Consider the following 24,156-nt stretch of genomic DNA (forward strand, 5'->3'; position numbering starts at 1 on the left):
CACCGGGGTCAGGGAAGTTTGTAGATGAGGTGCCGGTTACCAGAGCTTGTCGATGTGGCCGGGGTGGAGCGGGATGCGGGTGTGGTGGAACCTTGGGGCGGCTTCGCGGGCGGCCGGGGTGAAGAAGGCGGCAAGGGTGACCTTGTCGAAGCCGGGTTGGTCGCTGGGGAACGGGTCGTCGGCGGTGCCGCCGATGAGGACCGTGCCAGGGAGGGGTTGCCAGCCGGCTGATCCGTAGAACTGTTGGAGGGGGCGGTCGCAGGTGAAGATGCCGAGGTCGAGGTGAAGGTCGATCATCGCGGTGCGGGCGGCGGTGACGAGGTGGCGGCCGTAGCCGCGGCCGCGGAGGTGCGGGCGGGTGACGACGGCGCTGAGTCCGCCGGTTTGGAAGGTGTTTCCGGCGTGGTGGAGCGGCTTGCGCAGGATGTCCAGTGCGGCGACGACCACGCCGTCGTCGACGAGGATCAGCGACAGCGGCTGGAGGGCCGGGTCGTGGACCAGCTCGTCCTGTGGCGGTGCGGGATCTGAGGGCCAGGTCTGGTTCTGCAGCGCGTGGATCTGGTGGCGGAAGGCTTGGGGTACGGCGCCTTCGGGGTAGGACTCGAGGTGCATCAGGTGGTCTTGAGGGTGTGGAGGCCCTGCCAGAGGAGGTCTTGGAGGGTGCGGGCCACCTTTTCGGGGGTGGGCGGATCGGTGGCGCGGGTGCGCCAGATGGCGAGGCGTTCGGTGGCGCCGGAGATGCTTTGGGCAACGATCTGGACCTCGTCGTCGTCGACGGGGCGGCCGGCGGGGAGGTTCATCCGGACCATCGTCGCGATCAGTTCGATGAAGGCCGCGCGTACCTCGTCGGTGGCTTCCGCGGCGGGGCCGGCGCTCAGCATGCCCTCGTCGACCAGGACGGACCAGGCCTGCGGGTGCTCGTCGAGGAAACGGAACCAGGCCAGGAACCCGGCGTACAGGGCGTCCTCGGCGTCCGGGGCGGCCATCACCGCGTCGGCGACGGTGTCGAGCAGGTGGCCGCGGAGCCGGGCGAGGCAGGCGAGGAACAGGCCGTCCTTCGAGCCGTAGTACTGGTAGATCAGCGGTTTCGACACCCCGACCTGTGCGGCGACGTCGTCCATCGATGTGCCCTGGTATCCGCGCTCGCCGAAGATCCGCTCGGCCGCCTCGAGGATCTCCCGTTCCCGTGCAGCCCGGTCGCGGCGGCGCTTCGGCGGGCCGGAGGGAACCGTGGTCGAGGTCACTTGCGCAGTCTAACTGACTCCGAGTAACTTACTACGAGTAAGTTCCGACCAGTAACTTCCGAAACGGGCTGGAGAACCTCATGGGCGAGCGGCATCGGATCGTGGTGATCGGCACCGGGTTCGCGGGGATCGGGATGGCGGTCCGGCTGAAGCAGGCCGGGTACGACGACTTCGTCGTACTGGAGCGCGCCGAGGACGTCGGCGGCACCTGGCGGGACAACACGTACCCAGGCTGCCGGTGTGACGTGCCGTCGCACCTGTACTCGTTCTCGTTCGCCCCGAACCCCGACTGGTCGTCGACGTTCTCGCCGCAGCCCGAGATCGAGGACTACCTGCGCAACGTCACCGAGTCGTACGGCGTCCGCCCGCACATCCGGTTCGGCAACACGGTCGAGTCGGCGCACTGGGTGGACGGCACCTGGCAGATCACCACGAACCAGCAGACGTTCACCGCGGACATCGTGCTGTCCGGGATGGGGCCGCTGGCGGAACCGTCGTACCCGAAGCTTCCCGGGATCGAGGACTTCGAGGGCGAGGTCTTCCACTCCGCGCGCTGGAACCACGACCTGAACCTCAGCGGTCGCAAGGTCGCCGTGATCGGGACCGGCGCGTCGGCGATCCAGTTCGTGCCGGCGATCCAGCCCGAGGTCGAGGAACTGCACCTGTTCCAGCGGACGCCGCCGTGGGTGATGCCGCGGCCCGATCGCAAGATCACCGCGGCCGAGAAGGCGATCTACCGGCGGTTCCCGCTGGTGCAGAAGGCGGTCCGGGCCGGGATCTACTGGGGCCGCGAGTCGATGGTGCTCGGGTTCGCCAAGCTGCCCGCGATCATGAAGCAGGCGCAGAAGGTCGCCGAGAAGCACCTCGCGCACCAGGTTCGCGACCCGCTGCTGCGGGCCAAGCTCACGCCGGACTTCACCCTCGGCTGCAAGCGCGTGCTGATCTCCGACGACTACTACCCGGCGCTCGCGCGGCCGAACGTCGAGGTGGTCACCGACGGGATCGCCGAGGTGACGCCGACCGGCATCGTCACCACCGAGGGCGTGAAGCACGAGGTCGACACGATCGTCTACGGCACCGGATTCAAGGTCACCGACCTGCCGGTGATGGACATGGTGCACGGTCGCGACGGCGTCTCGCTGCGCGAGGCCTGGGTGGATGGCATGGAGGCCCATCTCGGTACGGCGATCGCCGGCTTCCCGAACTTCTTCATGCTGATCGGCCCGAACACCGGCCTCGGGCACAGCTCGATGGTGTTCATGATCGAGTCCCAGATCGCGTACATCCTCGACGCACTGAAGACCATGGACACCCAGGGGTTGCGCGAGGTCGAGGTACGGCGGGATGTGCAGCGCGCGTTCGTCGACGGGGTCCGCTCGTCGATGCGGAACACGATCTGGACCCGCGGCGGCTGCACCAGCTGGTACCTGGACTCGGAGGGGCGCAACACGACCCTCTGGCCGTCCTTCACGTTCCGGTTCCGGCGGCTCACCCGGCGCTTCGATCCGGCCGAATATCAGACTATCGCTATGTGACATCGAGCGTGTTACATTCGATCGGTCGGATAGTCCGGGTGATCGGAGTGCACGGTGCTGCCACTGCATGGGATCGGCGGTCGCGGGGACCTACCGGTGCCGCTGTGGCTGGCGATCTACTCCGCTGGAGCCGCGGTCGTGGTGTCGTTCTTCGCGCTCGCCGCATTCTGGTCGCGCCCGCGGTTCGAGAGGACCACGGGCCGCCCGCTCGAGGTCCTGACCCGGCTCGTCGACCACCCGGCGACCCGCGTCGTACTCAAGCTGGCCGGGCTAGTAGCGCTAGCGTTCCTGCTCGGGGCTGCGTGGATCGGCAACCCCGAGCCGTCCCTGAACCCGGCCCCGACCTGGCTGTATGTCTGGATCTGGGTCGGCATCATCCCGCTCTCGCTGCTCTGCGGACCGATCTGGAGACTGGCAAACCCGTTGCGGACGATCGCGGGCCTGGTACGGCGTACGTCGTACCGACCGCTCCCGGGCGGGATCGCATACTGGCCCGCGGTCGCCGGTCTGGCCGGCTTCCTCTGGCTCGAACTGGTGTACCCGGAAGGCTCCGACCCGCGGGTGGTCGCGATCTTCGCCACGACGTACGCCGTCGTGAATGTTGCCGCAGGCATCGTTTACGGCCCGTCCTGGTTCGCGATCGGGGACAGCTTCGAGGTGTACGCCGAGACGCTCGGCCGACTGAGCCCGATCGGCCGCGGTGCTCGGGGCCGGCTCGAACTACGGAACCCGCTGGCCGGACTGGCGACGATGCCGCAGCAGCCGGGGATCGTCGGACTGCTGTGTCTGCTGCTCGGGTCGACGGCCTTCGACGGAATCTCCCGCTGGTCGGCGTGGACCCGGCTGACGGGTGGGCTCGACCGCATCCTGGTTTACACATTGGGTTTGATGGCGGCGGTCGCAATCGTCACAGCGCTGTTCCTGCTTGCCGCACGGACGACCGGCGCGGCCCAGATCCGGCCCGGGGCGGTCGGGGCCGCCGGGCTTCCGGGGGCGTTCGTGCATTCGCTGGTGCCGATCGCGATCGGGTACGCCGTCGCGCACTACTTCTCGTTCGCGATGTTCCAGGGCCAGGAGGGCTGGCTGCTTGCGACCGACCCGTTCGGGCGCGGCTGGGATCTGCTCGGGACGGGCGGGACGCGGATCGACTACGCGTTTCTCGGGACCGGGCTGATCGCGGGGGTCCAGATCGGTGCGATCGTGCTCGGACACGTACTTGGGGTCGTGTCCGCGCATGATCGCGCTGCCGACCTGTTCCGGCGCCGGCAGTTGCGGAGGGCGCAGTACCCGATGCTGGCCGCGATGGTCGCGTTCACAGCCGGCGGAATCGCGCTGGTGACGGCCTCATGATCGCGCTGCACATGGGAGGGATCCCCGAGACCGCGATGGTCCTCGGTCCGATCCTGCTGATCCTCGCGTTCATCCGCATCGCCCGCCGCAACGAAGCGAACCTTCCGGACGAAGAGGACGACTGGAACGCCGACCTAGGTGATCTTCCCGATCGGCGCGACCTCACCAAGACCGAGAAATAAGTGAGGCCCGGCAAACCCCCTGCGGTTCGCCGGGCCTCTCGTTCCCCGTTGGTTCAGGCGGCCAGGGCCGGTTCGTAGTACCCGCTGACGCGGGACAGGTCGGTCGTGCGGGCCAGTTCGGCGAGGCGGGCGCAGCCGGCGGTGAGGGCGGACTCAAGGGTCGGCCACGCGTCGACGCACCAGTAGGGGTCGTCGGGCTGCCGGTCGTTGTCGTCGTCGATGTCGGCACACCAGCCGCCGGAGCGGACGTGGTGGACATGCAGGCGGAGTTTCATCGGAGTCAGCCTTCAGAACGGCAGGGGACGGCCGGACGGGGTCCGGAGGTCGAGGGTCTGGGTCTCGGTCCGAGTCTGGCGGGTCGTGGTGGTGCGGGGCCGCCGACGGATCTGGATCTGGCGCATCCTCTTCCTCCTGCCTTGGCGTGTTCTGGTAGCTATACGCTCGCGCATGAGGACCGGTTCACACATGCGGAGGATTACCTATCTGTCCCCTGACCTTCCCTCAGGGAGGATCGGGGTGTGGACAGTCTGCTCAGCCGCTGGGGCCTTCAGGGGTACGACGTACGCCCGCTCACCGAAGGCACGAACAACACCGGCTACTACGTCGGCGACGAGTTCGTACTGCGCATTCATCGCAACGCGATCGATCCGACGTACGAGCACGCAGTACTGCGGGCGTTGAACGGACTGTCCTTCGCCGTACCGGTTCCCGTGCCGGCTGACGGAGAAACCGCAGTACGCGGAGAACTCAACGGCGAGACGGTCCTCGCGAGTCTGAGTCACCGCATCCCCGGTGAGCATCCGGTCCGCGGCGATGCAGCGAGGGCAGAGGCGTGCGGACGGGCGCTGGCCGAGCTGGACCATGCACTGAACCGGCTGGATCCGGCCGAGCTGCCACCGCCGCGGGTGTGGGACGGCGACCTGACCAACGTTCATCCGCGTGTGCCGAGCATCGATCGAGTGATCGACGGGGTGGCCGCGGAGGACCGGGACGACGTCGCCCGGATCCTCGTCGATATCAGCCCGCGGTCCGATCTGCCGCGGCAGATCATCCACGGCGACTTCGGGATCACGAACGTACTGATGGCCGGCGACCGGGTCAGCGCGATCCTGGACTTCGAGACCGCCGGGCCGGGTTACCGGGCGATGGATCTCGCGGTCGGCCGGTTCTTCTTCGGTGCGGTCGGCCACCCGAGCGAGGCGTTCCAGCGCGGGTACCTCGACGCGTTCCCGCTGACCGATGCCGAGCTGTCCGCGCTCCGCGACCTCGAACTGATGCGCGAGGCAACGAGTCTCGTGCATTGGTACGGGCGGTACGCCGACGGACAGATCACCGCCGAGAACCTCGCCGACCGAGTGGAACGCCTGCGGAGGGTAGAAGACTGGGCGAGTGAGCGCTGACCTGCTGTCCAGGTTGTGCCAGGTGCCGGTGCCCGCCGGGCGGTGATCTCGCCGCACGCTCGCCTGGCTCACCGAACGCGTCTAACCCGTCGAGGGCAAGGCCTTCGGGTCGAGTCCGAGCTCCTCGTAAGCGACGACCTCGATCTCGCGGGCCATCGCCTCCCGGAACGCCGCGACCAGCGCCTGCCCGGCCAGCGGGATGATGCCCTCCAGCGTTCGCTGGATCTCCGGCCAGCCCTCCGCGGGCATCCCGGCGTTGGTGAAGTCGCGCCAAACGGTCGAGCGGAACAGTTCGACGTAGATCTTGGCGACCGCGTCCGCCTGCGCGAACAGCTTCGGCAGCATCTCGAAGATCGCGGACATCGGGACGCCGAGCTTGATCACTTCGAGGCCGGTGCGCAGCAGGTCCGAGTTCGCGATCCGGAGCCGGCCGTCGTCCAGCCGCTCGGCGATCCCGAGCTCGACCAGCCGCTCGATGACCGCGGGATCGTGCGGTACGCCGGCCCGCTCCGCCAGCTGGAACTCGTCGAGCACCTCGGGCTCGGCCGGAGTCCACGGGTTCACCAGGGTCTCGAAGACGCCGAGCGCCATCGCGCCGTCGGGCAGTTCGCCCAGCATTCGCTCGACCGCGGCCAGCGTGTAGCCCTTGGCGAGCAGTTCGCGGACCAGCGTCAGCCGGGCCACATGATCCTGGCCGTAGTACCCGGTCCGGCCGACCAGCCGCGGCGGCGGGATCAGGCCGCGCCCGGCGTACGCGCGTACGTTCCGCACCGTCATGCCCACCTTGGCGGCGAGCTGATCGACGGTGAGCTCCTCGTCCTGTGCGTCCACCCTTGACAGTCTTCCAGACTCCACGTTACATAGTGGATGTAACATCAGCCATGGCGCATGCCTCCTGTCGCGCCTGACACAGCCGGATGAAGGAGCACCCGATGGCGATCCCGCTGGCGACCACCGGTACGGCGACGTTCGACCAGATCGCGATCGTCACCGGCGTGGTCGGGCTGCTGTACGTCGCACTCGCCGTGCTGCTGTGGCGCGAGCGCACCGGTCACGTCACGCTGGTAGGTAGGTTCGCGGACACCATCGGGAGACTGGACGGAGTCCCCCGATGGGCCGCGCTCACGCCGTACCTGCATGCCGTCTCGCTGCTCTCCTGCGCGTTCGGGGTCTGGTGGGACATCGCGGTGCACATCGACAAGGGCCGCGACACCGGTCCGTTCGGGACGCCGGCGCACTATCCGATCTTCTTCGGGATCCTCGGCGTGATCATCTCCGGCGTGCTGCCGATCGCTCTCGCGCGGAAGCCACTGCCTGCCAGGACCATCAAGCTCACCAAGGGCTGGCGGATCCCGTGCAGTGCGGCGCTGATCACGGTGTGCGGCACGTTCGCGCTGGTCGGGTTCCCGCTCGACGACGTCTGGCACCGGCTGTTCGGCGAGGACGTCACGCTCTGGGGACCGACCCACCTGCTGATGATCGGCGGCGTGGTCTTCTCGATCTTCGCGCGGTTGCTGGCGATCGCCGAGGTCGAGCAACTGATGGGGCCGAACAAGCGGCGGCTGTTCCAGGAGCTCGTGTCGGTCGGCGCGCTGCTGATCGCGTGGGACCTGTTCAGCACCGAGTTCAACTACGGCGTACCGCAGTTCCCGCTGATCCTGCAGCCGCTGCTGATCGTGTTCGGCTCCGCTATGGCGTTCACGATCCTGCGAGCGCGCCGCGGTCCGGGGACGACGTTCGCCGCGCTGGCCGTGTACCTCGTGATTCGCGGCGGGATCGCGTGGGCGGTGGCCGAGCCGCTCGGCGAGATCGTCGGGCACTTCCCGTTGCTGATCGTCGAGGCGCTGCTGGTCGAGTTGGTGGCGTTTGCCCTCGGCAACAAGAACCGCTTCCGGCTGGGGCTCGTCGCCGGTCTGCTGATCGGGACCGTCGGCGTCGTCGCGGAGTACGCCTGGAGCCATGTTTGGATGCCGATCGCGTGGCCGGCGTCGATGCTGCCGTCCGCGATCGGGTACGGCGTGATCGTCGGAGCCGGCGCCGGCCTGGTAGGGGCGTGGCTCGCGACCCGGTACGCCGAGGTGGCCGGCGAGGAGCGTGCAATCGGGATCAAGAACATCCGGCCGGTCGCGGTACGGCGTACCCATCAACTAGGTGCGGTCGGACTGGTCGCGGTCGTGGCGACGGTGTTCTTCTGCGTGCCGCGGACCGCGGATGCGGGCGTGTCGGGAGTCGTGTCGTTGGAGCGGGTGGCCACGGGGGCCGAGCCGACGGCGTACGTCACGATCACGATGTCGCCAACTGATGCGGCCGACGGCGCGCGGTGGTTCGAGGCGTTGGCCTGGCAGGGTGGCGGGCTGGTGTTCCACCCGATGGAGAAGGTTGCTGAAGGCACGTACCGGTCTGCGGACCCGCTGCCGATGTACGGGAAATGGAAGTCGATGATCCGGCTGCACCAGGGGCCGCGGGACATGGTGGCGAGCTGGGTGTACGCGCCCGAGGACCTGGCGATCGCGAAACCCGCGATCCAGGTGTCGAACGGGCAGACGGTCGAGTTCGTGAACGAGCAGCAGACGTTGCGCCGCGAGGAACGGACCGACGTGCCACGATGGATGTGGAACGCCGGCTACGCGCTGCTCGCGGTGGTTGGGCTGCTCGAGGTGATCGGGATTGCCTGGCTGGTCGGGCGCGGCGCCCGCGGCGGACGGATGCGGGCGGCTCACCTGGCCGCCGGCGAACGGGAACGGGAGATTGCGTGACGATCCAGTTGGAGCGGTCCGGGGTGACGGCAGCGGACGGAGTACGGCTGAACGTCGAGGTGGCCGGTCCGGCTGACGCGCCCGTGACGGTGCTGCTCGTGCACGGATGGACGTGTTCGACGCGCTCCTGGCACAACCAGGTGGAGGGGCTGCCGCAGATCCTCGGGCCGGACGCGGTGCGGGTCGTCACGTACGACCACCGCGGACATGGTCGGTCGGAGGCTGCGCCTGCCGGTACGACGCGGCTCGATCAGCTGGCCGACGACCTGGTCACGGTCCTCGACGAGGTCGTCGGCGACGGACCGGTCGTGTACGCCGGGCATTCGATGGGCGGCATGACGCTGATGGCGGCCGCCGAGCAATACCCCGAACTGTTTGGCTCCCGCATCCGCGCTGCCGCCCTGGTCAGCACAACCTCCGGCCACCTCACCGAGGGAGCACTCGGAATCCCCGACCGCTTCGATCCCGCGGCCTCCCGGATCGCTCCGCGGGTCCTGAATCGAGTCGGCAAAAGAGCCGACCGCCACACCGAAGCCCGCAACCGCCGGCACGCCGCCCCCGACGCCAGCACGGCGGGCGGGTCGCCTTCCTCCCGGCTGGAGGGTGCGGCGCGTCGGGCCGCGCGCCTGGCTGCGAGTTTGCAGCGGCCGGCTTTGCGGCAGGTGGTGTTCGGGAAGAAGCCGGATCCGGCGGAGGTCGAACTGTTCATGGCGGATCTGGCAGTCGTGCCCGGGGCGTCGTACGGCGGATTCTTCGAGACGATGCAGGAGCACGACCGCGGTGACGCGTTGAAGGTGCTCGACGAGCTGCCGGTGGAGATCATGCACGGCACCCGCGACCGGCTCCTCCCGCCGCGGCACGCGAACCGGATCGCCGCCCAGCTCCCCAGCGCCCGCCTCTGGATCTACCCCGGCGCCGGCCACATGCTGATGCAGGAACGCCCCCGCGACGTCACCCACCGCCTCGCTTCCCTGGCCCGCAAGGTGACCGCCTGAGAGTCGCGTCACGGCCCGCCGCGGCGTCCTGACCTACTCTCGACCTCGTGCAGAACCTTCTCTCCGATGTCGTGGTCGTGGATCTGACCCGCGCGCTGGCCGGGCCGCATGCGGCGATGATGCTGGGCGATCTCGGGGCGCGGGTGATCAAGGTCGAGACGCCGAACGGCGGCGACGACAGCCGCGGCTGGGGTCCGCCGTTCGTGGACGGCGAGTCGACGTACTACCTCTCGGCGAACCGCAACAAGGAGTCGGTGACCGCCGACCTGAAGTCGGACGAGGGCAAGGAGTTCCTGACCAAGCTGGTCCGGAAGGCCGACGTCCTGCTGGAGAACTTCCGGCCCGGCGTCCTCGACCGGCTCGGCTTCTCCACAGAACGCCTGCACGAACTCAACCCCGGCCTGGTGATCCTGTCGATCACCGGTTTCGGGCACGACGGCCCCGAGGGCGGCCGCGCCGGGTACGACCAGATCGCCCAGGGCGAGGGCGGCCTGATGAGCATCACCGGCGAGACCGAGCCGACGAAGGTCGGCGCCCCGATCGCCGACCTGCTGGCCGGGATGTACGGCGCGTACGGCGCCCTCGCGGCGCTCCACGAGCGATCGATCACCGGCAAGGGCCGGGTCGTCCGGACCAGCCTGCTCGCCTCGGTCGTCGGCGTACACGCGTTCCACGGCACGAAATGGACGGTCGCGCACGAGCTCCCTGAACGCGTCGGCAACCATCACGCGCAGATCGCGCCATACGGGCTCTACCGCACCCAGGACGACATCGTGCAGGTCGCGATCGGCAGCGAAGGACTCTGGCGACTGTTCGCCCCGATCGTCGGCCTGGATCCGTTGGACGAACGGTTCGCTGCCAACTCGGCCAGGGTGGCGCATCGGGACGAGCTGACTGCTTCGATCGAGGCCGCGTTTTCCGGTGCGCCGGCTGACGTCTGGCTGGAACGCCTTGCGGAGAAGGGGATTCCGGCCGGTAAGGTCCGCGACTTCCAGCAGGTGTACGACTGGGAGCAGACCCGCTCCCAAGGCCTGCTGATCGACGTCGAGCACCCGACCCTCGGCACCATCCAGCTCACCGGCCCGCCGCTGCGCTTCGACGACAACCAGTACGCCGGCGCCCGCGAGACCAACCTCCCCCCACCACGCCTCGGCGAACACGACGAGTCCGTCAGAGCCTGGCTGGACTCCGAGTAGATTCGCGAACCACGAGCTCGGGACGGATCAGCGTCTTACGCGGCCGCTCACTCACATCGCGCTTCAACCGTTGCAGGAGCAGGTCGACTGCCGTCGTACCGACCTCGGCCGCCGGCAGCCGGACAGAGGTGAGAGGCGTCTGCAGGTACGCCGCGTACGGGTGGTCGCCGAACCCGGTGATCGCCAGGTCGCGCGGGACCTGGAGGCCGCGCTCGGCGAGGATCCGGAGCAGACCGAGAGCGAAGTAGTCGTTGCCGGTGACGATCGCGTCCGGCAGGGCGAGCGACTGCGCGAAGCGGTATGCCTCCTCCGGCTGCCAGGGCAGCGCCAACGAGTCGTACCGGCGCGTTGGAACCGTGCGGATCAGGTCGTCGGAGACGTCGAGCCCGCCATCGGCCATTGCGCGGCGGAAGCCGGTGATTCGGTCGGCTGTGGTGGTGATCGGTAGGTCTTCTTCCAGCAGGAGCAGGCGGCGTGCGCCGCCTGCGATCAGGTGGCTGGTGGCCTCGTACGACCCGCGTTCGTAGTCGACTCCGACCATGTCGCAGTCGAGCTCGGGTACGTCGCGGTTGACGAACACCAGCGGGATCCCGCTGTCCCGGACGCGGCGCCAGTGGTCCCACTCGGCTTGCACCGGCACGACCACGGCACCGTCGACGGCAGAGCGCAGCAACGCCTCGGTGGCGCGCTGCTCGTTCTCCACGCTCTCGTCGGTGACGAGCAGCAGCAACGAGTACCCCTGGGCGCGGACCCGGAGCTCGATGCTGCTGATCAGCTGCGCGTAGAACGGGTTCGAGGGGTTGGTGATGACGAGGCCCAGTGTCATCGCGGAGCCGAGCACCAGCGACCGCGCCAGCGTGTTCGGGACGTACCCGATCCGCGCGGCCTCGGCCTGGACGGCGGCCCGCGTGCTCGCGCTGACGCTGTCCTTGTCGCCGAGCGCGCGCGACACGGTGTTCACCGACAGGCCGAGCGCCGTCGCGATGTCCCGCAACGTCGGCCGCGGTCGTGGGCCCTGGGCCTCCGTCATACAACCTCCCCCTCGAGGCTAAGCCTTCACGGCCAGGTGGATGCGTACCTGGACCGAGCCCTCGACCTTAGCGCGCAACCGCAGCCAGTGACCGAACCCGGCGGCCGGCCAGCTGACCAGCTTCCCTGGTTCGACGACATGCTCGGTCACTTCTCCACCGTCGTCGAGGTCGCACCAGGTGATGCCGTCGGGGGAGACCTGGGTGACGTACGTCGCCGTACCGTCGCCGCCGACGTGCTGCACGAACCAGCGTGCCTCACCGGCCCAGGCGACCTCGTAGGGCTCGGTCGCGAAGCGGGTGTCGAACGTCGTGTCGCGTTCCAGCACCGCCGTCATGGACTGTCGCATGGGCCTACCAATCAACCGAGATGAGGACGGAGTCGAGGAAGAGGAAGTTGCGCACCGAGCTGTGGGTGCGGACCGAGAAGTAGAAGTTCAGCAGGTTCTCGAGCGTCTCGTAGCGTTCCTCGTACGGCGGAACCGGTACGTCGCGCATGTCCATCACCCGGTCGTTGACCTGCAGTTCGACGTTGCGCCGCTTGTCGGTGTCGATCAGCCAGCGCAGGTAGTGCCAGTTCACCTTGGTCGGGACCTCGTTGTAGCAGAGCTCCTGCGGCTCGCCGAACGCCTGCCAGTCCTCCGGGTTCGGCGCGGTGAAGTCGGCGGCGTACTCCAGTTTCACCTTGCCCTCGAAGTGCTCGCGCGGCGTCGGCTCGGGGACGGTCGGCGCCATCCACTGCCGGGTGAAGTGGTTGTCCAGGTTCGTGTTCTGGTAGCGCGCGACCGTGTGGTAGCGCAGGCCGCCGTCGCCGCACAGGTCGGTCGCGACCGTGAACGCGCCGAACTGCGCCTCGGACGGGTGCGTGTTGCCGTCCCACTGGACGTCGCCGAAGTTGTCCAGCTCGGCGCCGCCGCCGAGGGTGGCCTCGGACTTGAAGGCGAAGTAGGTCTCGAGCTGCACGAGGCCGCGGCCGCTCATCGTGAGCCGGCGGATCGCGACCGCGGTGTGGCCCTTGTGCGGGCGGGTCGCGAGCTTGAGCGCGTACGTGCCGCTCAGCGCTCCGTGCGTACCGATGTCGAAGAAGTTGCAGGCTGACAGCTGCGGCGGCCGGAAGTCGCGCATGTGGTCGTCGACCGTGCTGAGGTCGCCGCGGCCGTTGTAGTTGCCGAGCAGCTCGGTCCAGCCGTGCGTCCCGCTGTCGAACTCGTCGAAGGCCAGGATCCGCGGCAACGGCGAGAACTTCGACAGCCGGGGATCGGCGGACAGGAGCGCTGTACGTAGGTCGGATGTCGTCACACAGTGAAGTGAACGTTAACGGGAAATTGCCGTCAACCGGCCGTTTCACCCACAGCAACAGTGGTCTATTGACACGTAAATCACACACTTCTACGGTGCATTAACGCTACCGTTAACGTTCACGGCAGCTTCCCATTTCTTCCGCCGGGAGGCACCAATGCAGTCGCTGAGCCGTGCCCTCACCGTCCTGGCCGAGCTCAACCGTGAGGACCGCGCGTACGGCGTGACCGAGCTTGCCGTCACTGTCGGCCTGCACAAGAGCACCGTGCACCGCATCCTCGCCACGTTCTGCGCCCACGGCCTGGCCGCCCGCGTCGACGACCACCGCTACACGGCTCAGGACGGTCTCGCCGCACTGCGCCGTACGACGCAACGCCGCGCCGGCCCCGAACACACCCTGACCGTCCTCGGCGACCGCCTCGGCCGCCTGGTCGTCCTCGCAAAACCACTACCGAAGACCACCGGGACTGTCCTGCAGGTCGCGGCCGTAGCGGGTGGTTCGTCGGTGCAACCAGGTCACGCGGTCTCATTGCGCCAGAGCGCACTCGGTCGTGCGTACCTCTCCGCCCTTCCAGCAGACGAAGTGACCGGTACGCCGGATCTTCTCGACACGTTGCAGAGGATCCGGATGTCCGGGTTCGCGCACAACGCGCGGCCGGTCGCGTCGTTGCCGCGGATGGTGGCGGTGCCGGTGCGGGCGAGTGACGGGACCTGTGCGGGTGCGCTCGGCGCGGAGCTGATCCAGCCGGGGTCGGTCGACGAGGTCCGGCGTGTGGTGTCCGTACTGCGGAGCGGCGTCTGATGGGGGCGTACGTCGTCCGGCGGTTGTTCTTCTCGCTCTTCGTGCTGTGGGGCGCGGTCACGATCATTTTCGTCGTACTGCGGCTCGTACCCGGCGACCCGGCGTACATCATGCTCGGGCCCGACGCGGACCAGGCGCAGGTGGCCGCGTTGCGGGCCCAACTCGGGCTCGATCAGTCGCTGATCCAGCAGTACGCGACGTACCTGGCGAACGTCGTGCACCTGGATTTCGGTGAGTCCTTCCGACTGAACGCGGACTCGATGAGTCTTGTGCTGCAAAGGGTTCCGGCCACGATCCAGCTCGCGACGACCGCGTTGCTGCTGTCGTTGCTGATCGGTCTGCCGCTCGGTGTGATCGCCGCGCTGCGGGCCCACAGCTGGGTGGACCGGGCGATCTCGGTGTTCTCGCTGATGGGCCAGTCGACACCGTCGTTCTGGCTGGGGATCGTGTTGATCCTGGTGTTCGCCCGCGGGCTGAAGGTGCTGCCGAGTGCGGGCTCGGGGTCGTGGGCGCATCTGGTGCTGCCGACGATCACGCTGGCCCTGCCGTTCCTCGCGATCCTGGTGCGGCTGACGCGCAGCGGGCTGCTCGAGGTCGTGCACGAGGGCTATGTGCAGACCGCGCGGGCGAAGGGGCTCAGCGAAGGGATCGTCGTCCTCGTCCATGCGATGCGGAACGCGCTGATCCCGATCGTGACCGTCGTCGGCCTGCAGTTCGGCGCGTTGCTCGGCGGCACGGTGATCGTCGAGACGGTGTTCGCCTGGCCGGGGGTCGGGCGGTTGCTGATCGACTCGATCGGGCGCCGCGACTACGGCGTCGTCCAGGCCGCGATCTTGCTGGTGGCAACGATCTTCGTGCTGATCAACCTGCTCGTCGACCTCCTGTACGGCTTCTTGGACCCGCGGGTCCGTCTGGCTGGTGACTGAACGATGACTGCTGACGTTGTGTTGTCGGCTCCGGTCGCGGTACGCCGTCGTACCCGGGCCGGCTCCGCCCGGATCAGGTTCGGGTTCGCGGTGATCGCGGTGTACGTCGTGGCCGCGGCGATCGGGCCGTGGCTGTTCCGGTACAACCCGGTCGACACCCGGACCGCGGACCGGCTGAAGCCGCCGTTCACCCGGTTGTCCGACGGGTCGTTCGCGATCTTCGGCACCGACCAGGTCGGGCAGGACCTGTTCGCGCAGATGTTGCAAGGGGCAAGGATCTCGATCGCGGTCGGCCTGGCGACGCTGGTGCTGGCCGGCACCATCGGCGTCACCATCGGTCTGGCCGCCGGATACTTCGGCGGCTGGCTGGACGGCGTACTGATGCGGCTCGCGGACATCCAGCTGGCGTTCCCCTCGATCCTGCTGGCGATCTTCATCGCGGCCCTGCTCGGTCCGTCGGTGGTGAACGTGGTGATCGTGCTCGCGGTGGCGAACTGGGTGACGTTCGCCCGGGTCGCTCGCGGGCAGGCGCTGGCGACGCGACGGCGGGAGTTCGTCGACGCGTCGCGGACGCTGGGCGCCGGGACCTGGCGGCTGATCACCCGTTGCGTACTGCCGGCCTGTGTCGCGCCGGTGCTTGTTGTGGCGACGGTCGAGATCGGTCACGTGATCCTGGCCGAGGCGTCGCTGAGCTTCCTCGGTCTCGGGACACCGGCTTCGACTCCCAGTTGGGGTGTGACGATCGCGAACGGGCGCAACTACCTCGCCGACGCGTGGTGGATCTCGACGATCCCGGGGATCGCGTTGGCGTTCCTGGTGATCTCGCTCGGCGTACTCGGTGACGCACTCCGCGACCGGTACGACCCACGGCTGAGGAGTCTGTGATGGCACTGCTGAGTGTGCGCGATCTACGTGTCGAGTTCGCCACTTCTGGTGGAGTGGTGACGGCCGTCGACGGGGCGTCGTTCGACGTCGGTGCCGGTGAAACCGTTGCCCTGCTGGGTGAATCGGGCAGCGGCAAGAGCGTCACTGCGCAGGCCGTGCTGGGGATCGTGCCGAAGCCGGCCGGCCGGATCCCGAGCGGAAGCATCTCCTATGACAGCAAGGACTTACTGGCACCAGGAGTCGCGAAGGGCCTGCGGGGACGAGAGATTGCGATGGTCTTCCAGGACCCGTTGAGCTCGCTGAACCCGGTGTTCCGCGTCGGTGCGCAGATCGGCGAGATGTTCCGCCGGCATCGCGGCGCATCCCGCCGGGAGGCACGGGCGGCCGCGCTGGACCTGATGAAGCGGGTCGGGATCCCGGCCGCCTCCAAGCGGCTCGACGACTACCCGCACCAGTTCTCCGGCGGGATGCGGCAGCGCGTGATGATCGCGATGGCGCTCGCCCTGTCACCGCGGCTGCTGATCGCGGACGAGCCGACGACCGCGCTGGACGTCACGGTCCAGGCGCAGATCATGGACCTCCTCACCCGGCTGCAGGCCGAGGAGGGCATGTCGCTCGTCCTCATCACCCACGACCTCGGCGTCGTCGCCGGCGTGGCCGACCGGGTGATCCTGATGTACGCCGGACGCGTCGTCGAGACCGGTCCGCTCCGCGAGGTCTACGAACACAGCGGCCACCCGTACACCTCCGGTCTGATGGCGTCCGTCCCCGCTCTCGACGGCTCTCGCGATCGCCTGGTCCCCATCCAGGGTTCGCCGCCCGACCTCCTGGCCCTGCCCTCGGGCTGCTCCTTCCGCCCCCGCTGCCGGTACGCCGACGAACAGTGCGCTGAGGTCGAGCCCGTCCTCCGCCAGTTGCCCGACCGCCCCAGCGCCCACCAGGCCGCCTGCCACCACCCGGAAGGAGTCCTCACCGATGTCCACTGAGTCTCCGCTCTTGTCGGTGCGCGACCTGCAGACCTCGTTCCCGATGCGGTCGCCAGTGCTCCGGCGTACCGTCGGGCAGATCCAAGCCGTCGCAGGTGTCTCCTTCGACATCCCGGCCGGTGGGACGCTCGGGCTGGTGGGGGAGTCGGGCTCGGGGAAGTCGACCGTCGCGCGGACCATCATCGGGCTGGAGAAGGCGCGCTCGGGGAGCATCGTCTTCGACGGTGACGAGCTGACCTCGTTGCCCAAGGCATCCATGCGCCGGGTCCGCCGGCAGCTGCAGATGATCTTCCAGGACCCGTACGCGTCCCTCAACCCGCGCGCGACCGTCGAGCAGATCATCGCCGAGGCCTGGCAGATCCACCCCGACGTCGTACCGAAGAACCGGCATCGCTCCGAGGTCCGCGACCTGCTCGAGCGGGTCGGCCTGAACCCGGATCACGCGGAGCGGTACCCGCACCAGTTCTCCGGCGGGCAACGGCAGCGGATCGGCATCGCCCGCGCGCTCGCGCTCCGTCCGAAACTGGTGATCTGCGACGAAGCTGTCTCCGCGTTGGACGTGTCGGTGCAAGCACAGGTGCTCAACCTGCTCGACGATCTGCGCCGCGACCTCGGGCTCGCGTACCTGTTCATCGCCCACGACCTGTCCGTCGTACGGCATATCTCGGACCGCGTCGCGGTGATGTACCTCGGACGCATCGTCGAGACCGCGTCGCAGGACGAGCTGTTCACCCGGCCGTTGCACCCGTACACGCAGGCGCTGCTGTCCGCGGTGCCGGATCCGATGCCGTGGGACAAGCCGGCGCGCGAGCAGATCATCATCGGCGGCGATGTGCCGTCGCCCGCGGATCCGCCGTCCGGGTGCGGTTTCCGGACCCGCTGCTGGAAGGCGGCGGACGTCTGCGCGCACGACGTACCTGAGCTCACGACCCGGCTCGAACTGCACCCCGCCGCCTGCCACTTCGCCACCGAACTTGCTGGAGCCGCCCGATGAGCGTCACCGAACTGGTCCTCCTCCGCCACGGCGAATCCGTGTGGAACGCCGAGCACCGCTACCAAGGCCAGCAAGGCACCGGCTTGAGCGCACGCGGTCGGCAGCAGGCGAAGCAGGCTGCGGAGAACTTGCAGTCGTTCGAGTTCGACGCGATCGTCGCTAGCGATCTCCAGCGGGTGCGAGAGACCTTGCAGCCCTATCTGGACAGCCAGGATCACCTTGAGGTCGGCGTCGACAAGCGGTGGCGGGAGATCGACGTCGGGACGTGGGGCGGGCGGCTGATCGCGGATATCGCCGCCGAGGAGCCCGACGTCGTCGAGGCCTTTGCCCGGGGTGAAGACGTTGCTCGCGGGGGTGGCGAGACCTTCCGGCAGTTGCGAGCTCGTGTGTGGCAGGCAGCGCAGGACATCACGCGGTCCGGCGCGCGGCGGGTGCTGGTGGTGACGCACGGCGGGCCGATCCGGGTTGCGGCGGCGTCGGCGCTCGGGCTGCAGGCGGGGGAGGAGATGGTGCTGGATCCGCCGGGAAACTGCTCGCTCACCACGCTCCGGCTCGACGGACTCACGGCGTACAACGTGCCTACCGGGATGGACCGATGACTTTCACCTTTGTGGCGATGACCTACAACCTGTGGTCCGAGTTCTACCTCGACCAGCGCCGGGATGCGATCGCGAGCCTGTTCACGACGCGGCCGCCCGACCTGCTCGCCGTACAAGAGCTCCGGCCCTCCACTCGCAAGCTGCTCGACGACGTCCTGCCCGACCACGACCGCATCGACGGAACCGCGGGCTGGGAGACCCAGAGCAACCTGTGGTGGCGACGCGATCTCTTCACGTACGTCGAGCACGGGGCCGAGGACGTCGGCATCCTCTCGCCCGACGCGCGCCTGTTCTGGGTCCGGCTGCGCACCCCCGACGACACCGAGCTGATCTTCAGTACGGCGCACCTCACCTGGCCCGGCCACTCCGACGAGCGGACCGACCACGTCAACCGCCGGATCGCCCAGGCCCGCGCGATCGGGGAAGCGCTCGAACGCCTGGCCGGCGACGGCGCCTGCCTGTTCACGGTCGACATCAACGACATCGGCCCACCGCAGTGGGAGCTCGGGAACGCCGGGTTCCTGGACAGTTTCACCGCCCTTGGCCGGCACTCACCGGTGACCCACCCGGTGGTGCCGACGGTCGCGACCGGTCCGATCGGGACCCGGTTGTCGCCGCTCGCCTCACCACCCAAGGCGATCGACTGGATCTTCGCCCGCGGCCCGCTCGCCGCCCGGTCCAGCGAGGTCGTCGACTTCTTCCACGACGGCCGCGCCCCCTCGGACCACCACCCGGTCGTCGCCACCTACACGCTCTGAGGAGAACCCCTGTGTTGAGGAAGCGATTCGTGGCGGCCGTGGCCGTCGTGACATTGGCTGCGGTGGCCGCATGCTCACCGGCCAGTGAGCCGAGCAGCGGCGAACAGGTCCTGCGGTACGCGCCGGCGATGTTCCCGGTGTCGCTGGACACCCACAAGTACGCCGGTGAGGAGGCCGTGCAGACCGCGATCCAGCAGATCATGGAACCGCTGGTCCGCGTCGACGGCGGCAAGATCGTCCCGGTGCTGGCCACCTCGTGGGAGAACCCGGACCCGACCACGTGGGTGTTCAAGCTCCGCACCGGCGTGAAGTTCTCCGACGGTACGCCGTTCACCGCGAAGGACGTGGTGGCGTCGTACGAACGGCACAAGAAGCTCGACGGTCCACTCGTACCGCTCTATTCGACGGTGACGTCGTTCGCGGCGACCGACGACCAGACCGTGACGGTGAAGACCAGTAAGCCGCTCGGTACGTTGCTGAGCTCGCTGACGCTGCTGTTCATCGGGCCGGCCGCCAAGATCAACGCCGACGGGTTCTTCAACAAGCCGATCGGGACCGGGCCGTTCACGGTCGAGTCGTTCAAGCCCGACGAGAAGCTCGACCTGGCCGCGAACCCGACGTACTGGGACGGCGCGCCGAAGCTGAGCAAGCTCGAGTTCGTGAACATCCCGGAGGTCGCCGGGCGGATCACCGGGCTGGAGAACGGCGAGGTCGACGTCCTGACGCAGATCCCGCCGGACCAGGTCGGCTCGGTGAAGGGCAGCGACGCGATCACGTACTCGACCACGCCGAGCTGGACGTACTACTTCGACTGGTTCAACTCCAACCGGAAGCCGTTCAACGACAAGCGGGTTCGGCAGGCGATGTGGCACGCGCTCAACCTCGAAGGCACCGTGAAGGACCTGTTCGGCGATCTCGCGTCGGTCGCGCAGGCGCCGCTGGCCCAGGGTGTGATCGGTGCGCCGAAGCTGTCGCCGTACGCCTACGACCCGGCGAAGGCGAAGCAACTGCTGACCGAGGCCGGGTACCCGAACGGGTTCACCACGTCGATGCAGTGGCCGCTCGAAGGCGGGCCGAACATCCGGGCGCTGGCGCAGGCGATGATCTCGGACTGGGCGAAGATCGGCGTCACGGTCAAGCCGCTGGAGAAGGAACGCGCGCAGTGGCTGGAGGACTTCGGCAAACTCAACTGGGACATGAACCTGCAGACCAACGTGACCGGCACTGGTGACGCCGACTACACACTGGCTCGCCTGTACGTGTGCAGCGCCAAGCGCAACGGCTACTGCAATCCCGCGGTCGACAAGCTCCTGCTCGACGCCCGCTCGTCGGTCGACCAGGCCGCTCGTCCCAAGCTCTACCAGCAGGCGGGCCAGACGATCTGGGACGACGCCGTCGGAATCTTCCCGGCCGACCTCGCCTCCAACGCTGCCGTCCGCTCCCGCGTCCAGAACTTCGTGATGCCCCCGAGCGGCCGCCCGCTCTTCGCGAAGGTGACTGTCTCCGGAAGCTGAGCTGTGCCTTTCGAGTGTGGTGGAAAGGAGGGTGAGGGGTTGACGGGTCGGACGGGCGCGGTCTAGCGTCCGGGAAATCGATTACTCGCCCCGATCGGAGATGTGATGGCCGACCTTGTCAGGATGGCTGCGATCGGGAAGCGGTACGGCGGCGTGCAGGCCTGTCACGAGGTGGACTTCGTGCTCGGCGCCGGGGAGGTGCACGCGCTGCTCGGCGAGAACGGCGCCGGCAAGAGCACGCTGATGAAGATCCTCTCCGGCGACGTCACGGAGTACGCGGGCAGCATCGCGATCAACGGCACCCCCGTGCGGTTCAGCGGCCCGACCGACGCACAGGCCGCGGGCATCGCGATGATCCACCAGGAACTCGACCTGGTCCCCGGCCTGTCGGTCGCGGACAACATCTTCCTCGGTCGCGAGCTGCGGACAACGGTCCGCACGGTCGACCGCCGGCGGATGGAACGCGAAGCCCGCGAGCTCCTCGACCGCAGCGGTGTCAGCCTCGACCCGCGCCGCCCGGTCGGCGAGCTCCGCGTCGGAGAGCAGCAACTCGTCACGATCGCGAAGGCGATCTCGCTCGACGCCCGGGTGCTGATCATGGACGAGCCGACCTCCGCGCTCACCAGCTCCGAGGTCGAGCGGCTCTTCGACGTGATCCGCGAGCTCCGGCAAAGCGGTGTCGGCATCGTCTACATCTCGCACCGGATGGAGGAGATCGCCAAGGTCGCCGACCGCGCGACCGTCCTCCGCAACGGCAAGATCGTCACCAGCTTCGACCCGCGCGAACTCAGTACGGCGGAAGTCGTCGAGGCAATGGTCGGCCGCCCGGTGCAGACCATGTTCACAACTCCCGACTCCGATACTGGCGACGAACTGCTGCGCGTCGAGAACCTGAAGCTGAAGGCCCGCCGCCCACGTCCCGGCCGCCGCGACCCCGACGGCATCTCGCTGACCGTCCGCTCCGGCGAGATCGTCGGTCTCGCCGGCCTGCTCGGCGCGGGCCGGACCGAACTCCTCGAAACCCTGTACGGCGTCGCACCTGGCGGCCTCCGAACGGGCCGGATTCTCCTGCAGGGCAAGGCGATCCGGCCCCGCGGTCCGCGTCAAGCACTTGCCCAGGGCATCGGATTCGTCCCGGAGGACCGGCGCGCGTCGGGGCTCGTGCTGTTCCACTCGATCCTCGCCAACACGGTCGTCTCGAGTCTCCCGTCGTACGGACGTCTGGGGGTGATCGCCCGCCGGATGGAGCGCACGGCGTCAACCAGGATGGCCGATCGGCTGCGGCTGAAGTTCGGCCGCCTGCAGGACGAGGTCGGCACGCTGTCCGGCGGGAACCAGCAGAAGGTGGTGTTCGGGCGGATGCTGCTCACCGAGCCCAAGCTCCTGCTCCTCGACGAGCCAACGCGCGGGGTCGACGTCGGCGCGAAGGCCGAGATCTACCGGTTGCTCGGTGAACTCGCGGCGCAGGGTCTCGGCGTACTGCTGGCGTCGTCCGAGCTTCCCGAACTGGTCGGGGTCTGCGACCGCGTCGTCGTACTGCGGGACGGCCGCGACGTCGCCTCGTTCAGTACGGCGGACTCGGGTGAAGGGGATCTGCTGGCGGCGGCGATGGGACAAGGCGCAGTGTTCGACGAGGTCGGAGGAGCGTAGTGACCGACGTACAGGACAAGGTGGTGACGACGGACAAGATGTCCGTGGCCGCCACGCTGTTCCGGTTCCAGAGCGTGTTCGGGCTGATCGCGGTGTTCGTCGCGGCGATCACCTTCTCGCCGCGCAAGAACGGCGAGATCCTCTTCATCAGCGCGGACAACCTGGCGAACGTGGTCCGCGCGGTGTCCGAGATCGGGATCATCGCGGTCGGCATGACATTCGTGATCCTGATCGGCGGGATCGACCTGTCGGTCGGCGCGGTGCTCGGACTCGCCGCTGTCGGGTCCGCCGTCCTGATGGTCGAGAACGACTGGGGCTTCCTGCCCTCGGTCGTGCTGGTGCTGGCGATCGGCCTGGTCTTCGGTGCCCTGCAAGGCGTGGCAACCGCGATGATCGGGATCCAGTCGTTCATCGTCACACTCGCGGGCCTGCAGATAGCGCGCGGCCTGGCCCGGATCTGGTCCGGCGGCCAGGGCGTCGCGATCGCGTACGGCGACGGACCGAAAGAGGCGCCGACGTCGTTCGCGCTGCTCGGTGAACGCACCTTCGGCGGCCTGGTGCCGATCCCGGTCATCATCTTCGCGGTCGTCGCGATCGCCGCGGTCGTGTACCTCCGGGTCAGCGCGTTCTCCCGGCACCTGTACGCCGTCGGCGGCAACGAGAAGGCCGCGCGGCTGTCCGGCGTACCCGTGGTCCGGGTCAAGATCGCGGTATTCGCGATCTGCGGACTGCTCGCGTCGCTGGCCGGCATCGTCCACGCCGTCCAGCTCAACCAGGGCAGCCCGAACGACGGCATCGGCTACGAGCTGGACGCGATCGCCGCGGTGGTGATCGGCGGCACCAGCCTGGCGGGAGGCCGTGGTTCGGTGGCCGGGACGGTGGCGGGCGCGCTGCTGCTCGGCGTACTGAACAACATCCTTGCCCTGAACAACATCGACTCCAACATCCAGCTCCTGATCAAGGGACTGGTCATCGTTGCCGCCGCCGCGCTGCAGCGACTCCGCCCCACCTCGTAAGGAAGGCTCCGTCATGCGTTCTGTACGAATTTCCCTGGCCGCCGCCGCTGTTGCCGCACTCGTGCTGGCCGGCTGCGGGACCACGAACGAACGGGCGTCGGGTGGCGCGTCGCCCGGGGAGTCCAAGTCCTGCAAGGGCACCGACGGCAAGTACACGATCGGGATGAGTCAGGCGAACGTGGCCGAGCCGTACCGGCAACGGATGGACGACGACATCAAGGCGGCGGCCAAGGACGTGCCGCAGTTCGACGTGAAGTTCGCGGACGCGGCGCAGGACAACGCCAAGCAGGTCGCGGACGTGGAGAACTACATCACCCAGCAGATCGACCTGCTGATCATCAGCCCGAACGAGGCGAAGCCGCTCACCGCGGTGGTGAAGAAGGCGTACGACAAGGGCATCCCGGTGATCGTGCTGGACCGGAAGGTCGAGGGCGACGCGTACACCGGGTTCATCGGCGGCGACAACGTGCAGATCGGTCGCGAGGCCGGGAAGTACATCGCCGAGAAGCTGCTGCCGCAGGGCGGGAACGTGGTCGAGCTCAAGGGGCTGGCCGGCGCGACGCCGCAGGCCGAGCGGCACGAGGGATTCGTCGAGGGGATCAAGGGCAATCCGAAGGTCAAGGTGATCGCGGCCGCGAGCGGTGACTGGCTGCGGGAGAAGGGCCAGGCGCAGATGGACGCGCTGCTGAAGGCGAACCCGAAGATCGACGTCGTCTACTCGCACAACGACCCGATGGCCGAGGGCGCGTACCTGGCCGCGAAGGCGGTCGGCCGCGAGAAGGAGATGAAGTTCACCGGCATCGACGCGCTGCCGATCCCGTCCGGCGGCATCAAGGCCGTCGAGCAGGGCCGCCTGTCTGCCACCTTCACGTACCCGACCAACGGCAAGGAAGCGATCGCCGCCGCGAAGAAGATCCTGGTCGACTGCGGCACCATCGAAAAGACCCAAACGCTACCCACACGCCTGATCGACGCCTCCAACGCCGCCAAGATCTACGCGGAGGAGAACCCGAACGGTTGACGGGATGGCGGACCGCCAGG

The 24,156-nt window shown here is 68.4% G+C and carries 25 protein-coding genes; 18 read left to right on the forward strand and 7 right to left on the reverse strand.

What is annotated here, in order from left to right; genetic code table 11:
- Window positions 1-36: 36 nt before the first annotated feature.
- Together OHB24_RS21660 and OHB24_RS21665 are read right to left on the reverse strand one after the other, a co-directional pair.
- On the reverse strand, window positions 37-612 hold the full coding sequence (locus tag OHB24_RS21660; protein ID WP_327640906.1) for a GNAT family N-acetyltransferase: 576 nt from the start codon (window positions 610-612) through the stop codon (window positions 37-39).
- The gene (locus OHB24_RS21665) at window positions 612-1,244 is read right to left on the reverse strand and encodes a TetR/AcrR family transcriptional regulator (RefSeq protein WP_327640907.1); all 633 of its coding nucleotides are present in this window, start codon (window positions 1,242-1,244) and stop codon (window positions 612-614) included. The genes OHB24_RS21660 and OHB24_RS21665 overlap by 1 nt, the downstream gene beginning before the upstream one ends.
- Window positions 1,245-1,324: 80 nt before the next feature.
- Between OHB24_RS21665 and OHB24_RS21670 the strand changes: the two genes are divergently transcribed.
- The 3 genes from OHB24_RS21670 to OHB24_RS21680 are packed head-to-tail and all read left to right on the forward strand — an operon-like array spanning window position 1,325 to window position 4,311.
- Window positions 1,325-2,779 carry a flavin-containing monooxygenase gene (locus tag OHB24_RS21670; RefSeq protein WP_327640908.1) on the forward strand — a complete coding sequence of 485 codons (1,455 nt, stop codon included), beginning with the start codon at window positions 1,325-1,327 and terminating at the stop codon, window positions 2,777-2,779.
- A 54-nt stretch (window positions 2,780-2,833) separates the two neighbouring features.
- The gene (locus OHB24_RS21675; protein ID WP_327640909.1) at window positions 2,834-4,129 is read left to right on the forward strand and encodes a hypothetical protein; all 1,296 of its coding nucleotides are present in this window, start codon (window positions 2,834-2,836) and stop codon (window positions 4,127-4,129) included.
- Window positions 4,126-4,311: a hypothetical protein gene (locus tag OHB24_RS21680; RefSeq protein ID WP_327640910.1), complete on the forward strand. Its 186-nt coding sequence runs from the start codon at window positions 4,126-4,128 to the stop codon at window positions 4,309-4,311. The genes OHB24_RS21675 and OHB24_RS21680 overlap by 4 nt, the downstream gene beginning before the upstream one ends.
- A gap of 53 nt (window positions 4,312-4,364) precedes the next feature.
- On the opposite strand, the gene OHB24_RS21685 is transcribed toward OHB24_RS21680, so the two are convergent.
- Window positions 4,365-4,586, reverse strand: a complete 222-nt coding sequence (locus tag OHB24_RS21685) for a hypothetical protein (RefSeq protein WP_327640911.1) — start codon at window positions 4,584-4,586, stop codon at window positions 4,365-4,367.
- Between the two features lie 243 nt (window positions 4,587-4,829).
- Here OHB24_RS21685 and OHB24_RS21690 point away from each other — a divergent pair, with 243 nt between their 5' ends.
- On the forward strand, window positions 4,830-5,711 hold the full coding sequence (locus OHB24_RS21690) for a phosphotransferase (protein ID WP_327640912.1): 882 nt from the start codon (window positions 4,830-4,832) through the stop codon (window positions 5,709-5,711).
- An 81-nt stretch (window positions 5,712-5,792) separates the two neighbouring features.
- Here OHB24_RS21690 and OHB24_RS21695 read toward each other — a convergent pair whose 3' ends face one another.
- Window positions 5,793-6,542 carry a MerR family transcriptional regulator gene (locus OHB24_RS21695; protein ID WP_327640913.1) on the reverse strand — a complete coding sequence of 250 codons (750 nt, stop codon included), beginning with the start codon at window positions 6,540-6,542 and terminating at the stop codon, window positions 5,793-5,795.
- Window positions 6,543-6,643: 101 nt separating this feature from the next.
- On the opposite strand from OHB24_RS21695, the gene OHB24_RS21700 reads away from it, so the two are divergent.
- Genes OHB24_RS21700 through OHB24_RS21710 form a run of 3 tightly spaced genes read left to right on the forward strand, consistent with a single transcriptional unit; the run spans window position 6,644 to window position 10,658 of the window.
- Window positions 6,644-8,467, forward strand: coding sequence for a hypothetical protein (locus OHB24_RS21700; RefSeq protein WP_327640914.1), 1,824 nt, complete (start codon window positions 6,644-6,646; stop codon window positions 8,465-8,467).
- Window positions 8,464-9,462, forward strand: a complete 999-nt coding sequence (locus OHB24_RS21705; protein ID WP_327640915.1) for an alpha/beta fold hydrolase — start codon at window positions 8,464-8,466, stop codon at window positions 9,460-9,462. The genes OHB24_RS21700 and OHB24_RS21705 overlap by 4 nt, the downstream gene beginning before the upstream one ends.
- A gap of 47 nt (window positions 9,463-9,509) precedes the next feature.
- Window positions 9,510-10,658, forward strand: a complete 1,149-nt coding sequence (locus OHB24_RS21710; protein ID WP_327640916.1) for a CaiB/BaiF CoA transferase family protein — start codon at window positions 9,510-9,512, stop codon at window positions 10,656-10,658.
- Here the strand turns inward: OHB24_RS21710 and OHB24_RS21715 are convergent.
- Genes OHB24_RS21715 through OHB24_RS21725 form a run of 3 tightly spaced genes read right to left on the reverse strand, consistent with a single transcriptional unit; the run spans window position 10,633 to window position 12,985 of the window.
- Complete coding sequence (locus OHB24_RS21715) at window positions 10,633-11,688, reverse strand: LacI family DNA-binding transcriptional regulator (RefSeq protein WP_327640917.1); 1,056 nt, start codon at window positions 11,686-11,688, stop codon at window positions 10,633-10,635. The genes OHB24_RS21710 and OHB24_RS21715 overlap by 26 nt on opposite strands.
- Window positions 11,689-11,706: 18 nt before the next feature.
- Window positions 11,707-12,036: a hypothetical protein gene (locus OHB24_RS21720; protein ID WP_327640918.1), complete on the reverse strand. Its 330-nt coding sequence runs from the start codon at window positions 12,034-12,036 to the stop codon at window positions 11,707-11,709.
- Between the two features lie 4 nt (window positions 12,037-12,040).
- Complete coding sequence (locus OHB24_RS21725; protein WP_327640919.1) at window positions 12,041-12,985, reverse strand: DUF6772 family protein; 945 nt, start codon at window positions 12,983-12,985, stop codon at window positions 12,041-12,043.
- 157 nt (window positions 12,986-13,142) lie between these two features.
- On the opposite strand from OHB24_RS21725, the gene OHB24_RS21730 reads away from it, so the two are divergent.
- The 11 genes from OHB24_RS21730 to OHB24_RS21780 all read left to right on the forward strand — a co-directional run bounded on the left by OHB24_RS21730 (window position 13,143) and on the right by OHB24_RS21780 (window position 24,136).
- Window positions 13,143-13,787, forward strand: a complete 645-nt coding sequence (locus tag OHB24_RS21730; protein WP_327640920.1) for a helix-turn-helix domain-containing protein — start codon at window positions 13,143-13,145, stop codon at window positions 13,785-13,787.
- Complete coding sequence (gene nikB / locus OHB24_RS21735) at window positions 13,787-14,713, forward strand: nickel ABC transporter permease (RefSeq protein WP_327640921.1); 927 nt, start codon at window positions 13,787-13,789, stop codon at window positions 14,711-14,713. Before OHB24_RS21730 ends, nikB begins: the two co-directional genes overlap by 1 nt.
- A 3-nt stretch (window positions 14,714-14,716) precedes the next feature.
- Window positions 14,717-15,598, forward strand: a complete 882-nt coding sequence (locus OHB24_RS21740; protein ID WP_327640922.1) for an ABC transporter permease — start codon at window positions 14,717-14,719, stop codon at window positions 15,596-15,598.
- A complete protein-coding gene (locus tag OHB24_RS21745; protein WP_327640923.1) occupies window positions 15,598-16,584 on the forward strand; it encodes an ABC transporter ATP-binding protein in 987 nt (328 codons plus the stop codon). The genes OHB24_RS21740 and OHB24_RS21745 overlap by 1 nt, the downstream gene beginning before the upstream one ends.
- Window positions 16,574-17,578, forward strand: a complete 1,005-nt coding sequence (locus OHB24_RS21750) for an ABC transporter ATP-binding protein (protein WP_327640924.1) — start codon at window positions 16,574-16,576, stop codon at window positions 17,576-17,578. Before OHB24_RS21745 ends, OHB24_RS21750 begins: the two co-directional genes overlap by 11 nt.
- A complete protein-coding gene (locus tag OHB24_RS21755) occupies window positions 17,575-18,177 on the forward strand; it encodes a histidine phosphatase family protein (protein WP_327640925.1) in 603 nt (200 codons plus the stop codon). Before OHB24_RS21750 ends, OHB24_RS21755 begins: the two co-directional genes overlap by 4 nt.
- Complete coding sequence (locus tag OHB24_RS21760) at window positions 18,174-18,935, forward strand: endonuclease/exonuclease/phosphatase family protein (protein WP_327640926.1); 762 nt, start codon at window positions 18,174-18,176, stop codon at window positions 18,933-18,935. Before OHB24_RS21755 ends, OHB24_RS21760 begins: the two co-directional genes overlap by 4 nt.
- A gap of 11 nt (window positions 18,936-18,946) precedes the next feature.
- A complete protein-coding gene (locus OHB24_RS21765) occupies window positions 18,947-20,449 on the forward strand; it encodes an ABC transporter substrate-binding protein (RefSeq protein WP_327640927.1) in 1,503 nt (500 codons plus the stop codon).
- Between the two features lie 123 nt (window positions 20,450-20,572).
- Window positions 20,573-22,099 carry a sugar ABC transporter ATP-binding protein gene (locus OHB24_RS21770; RefSeq protein WP_327640928.1) on the forward strand — a complete coding sequence of 509 codons (1,527 nt, stop codon included), beginning with the start codon at window positions 20,573-20,575 and terminating at the stop codon, window positions 22,097-22,099.
- Window positions 22,099-23,115: an ABC transporter permease gene (locus OHB24_RS21775; RefSeq protein ID WP_327640929.1), complete on the forward strand. Its 1,017-nt coding sequence runs from the start codon at window positions 22,099-22,101 to the stop codon at window positions 23,113-23,115. Before OHB24_RS21770 ends, OHB24_RS21775 begins: the two co-directional genes overlap by 1 nt.
- A 13-nt stretch (window positions 23,116-23,128) precedes the next feature.
- Window positions 23,129-24,136: a substrate-binding domain-containing protein gene (locus tag OHB24_RS21780; protein ID WP_327640930.1), complete on the forward strand. Its 1,008-nt coding sequence runs from the start codon at window positions 23,129-23,131 to the stop codon at window positions 24,134-24,136.
- The last annotated feature ends 20 nt before the right edge of the window (window positions 24,137-24,156 follow it).

The organism is Kribbella sp. NBC_00482 (genome assembly GCF_036013725.1).
In the GTDB taxonomy this organism is placed as follows: Bacteria; Actinomycetota; Actinomycetes; order Propionibacteriales; family Kribbellaceae; genus Kribbella.

What these genes read in the sequence shown, in the direction of transcription:
- OHB24_RS21660 (WP_327640906.1), bottom strand. Translation starts at nt 612, where the DNA reads ATGCACCTCGAGTCCTACCCCGAAGGCGCCGTACCCCAAGCCTTCCGC.
- OHB24_RS21670 (WP_327640908.1), top strand. Translation starts at nt 1,325, where the DNA reads ATGGGCGAGCGGCATCGGATCGTGGTGATCGGCACCGGGTTCGCGGGG.
- OHB24_RS21680 (WP_327640910.1), top strand. Translation starts at nt 4,126, where the DNA reads ATGATCGCGCTGCACATGGGAGGGATCCCCGAGACCGCGATGGTCCTC.
- OHB24_RS21685 (WP_327640911.1), bottom strand. Translation starts at nt 4,586, where the DNA reads ATGAAACTCCGCCTGCATGTCCACCACGTCCGCTCCGGCGGCTGGTGT.
- OHB24_RS21700 (WP_327640914.1), top strand. Translation starts at nt 6,644, where the DNA reads ATGGCGATCCCGCTGGCGACCACCGGTACGGCGACGTTCGACCAGATC.
- OHB24_RS21715 (WP_327640917.1), bottom strand. Translation starts at nt 11,688, where the DNA reads ATGACGGAGGCCCAGGGCCCACGACCGCGGCCGACGTTGCGGGACATC.
- OHB24_RS21720 (WP_327640918.1), bottom strand. Translation starts at nt 12,036, where the DNA reads ATGCGACAGTCCATGACGGCGGTGCTGGAACGCGACACGACGTTCGAC.
- OHB24_RS21730 (WP_327640920.1), top strand. Translation starts at nt 13,143, where the DNA reads ATGCAGTCGCTGAGCCGTGCCCTCACCGTCCTGGCCGAGCTCAACCGT.
- nikB (WP_327640921.1), top strand. Translation starts at nt 13,787, where the DNA reads ATGGGGGCGTACGTCGTCCGGCGGTTGTTCTTCTCGCTCTTCGTGCTG.
- OHB24_RS21740 (WP_327640922.1), top strand. Translation starts at nt 14,717, where the DNA reads ATGACTGCTGACGTTGTGTTGTCGGCTCCGGTCGCGGTACGCCGTCGT.
- OHB24_RS21745 (WP_327640923.1), top strand. Translation starts at nt 15,598, where the DNA reads ATGGCACTGCTGAGTGTGCGCGATCTACGTGTCGAGTTCGCCACTTCT.
- OHB24_RS21750 (WP_327640924.1), top strand. Translation starts at nt 16,574, where the DNA reads ATGTCCACTGAGTCTCCGCTCTTGTCGGTGCGCGACCTGCAGACCTCG.
- OHB24_RS21755 (WP_327640925.1), top strand. Translation starts at nt 17,575, where the DNA reads ATGAGCGTCACCGAACTGGTCCTCCTCCGCCACGGCGAATCCGTGTGG.
- OHB24_RS21760 (WP_327640926.1), top strand. Translation starts at nt 18,174, where the DNA reads ATGACTTTCACCTTTGTGGCGATGACCTACAACCTGTGGTCCGAGTTC.
- OHB24_RS21770 (WP_327640928.1), top strand. Translation starts at nt 20,573, where the DNA reads ATGGCTGCGATCGGGAAGCGGTACGGCGGCGTGCAGGCCTGTCACGAG.
- OHB24_RS21780 (WP_327640930.1), top strand. Translation starts at nt 23,129, where the DNA reads ATGCGTTCTGTACGAATTTCCCTGGCCGCCGCCGCTGTTGCCGCACTC.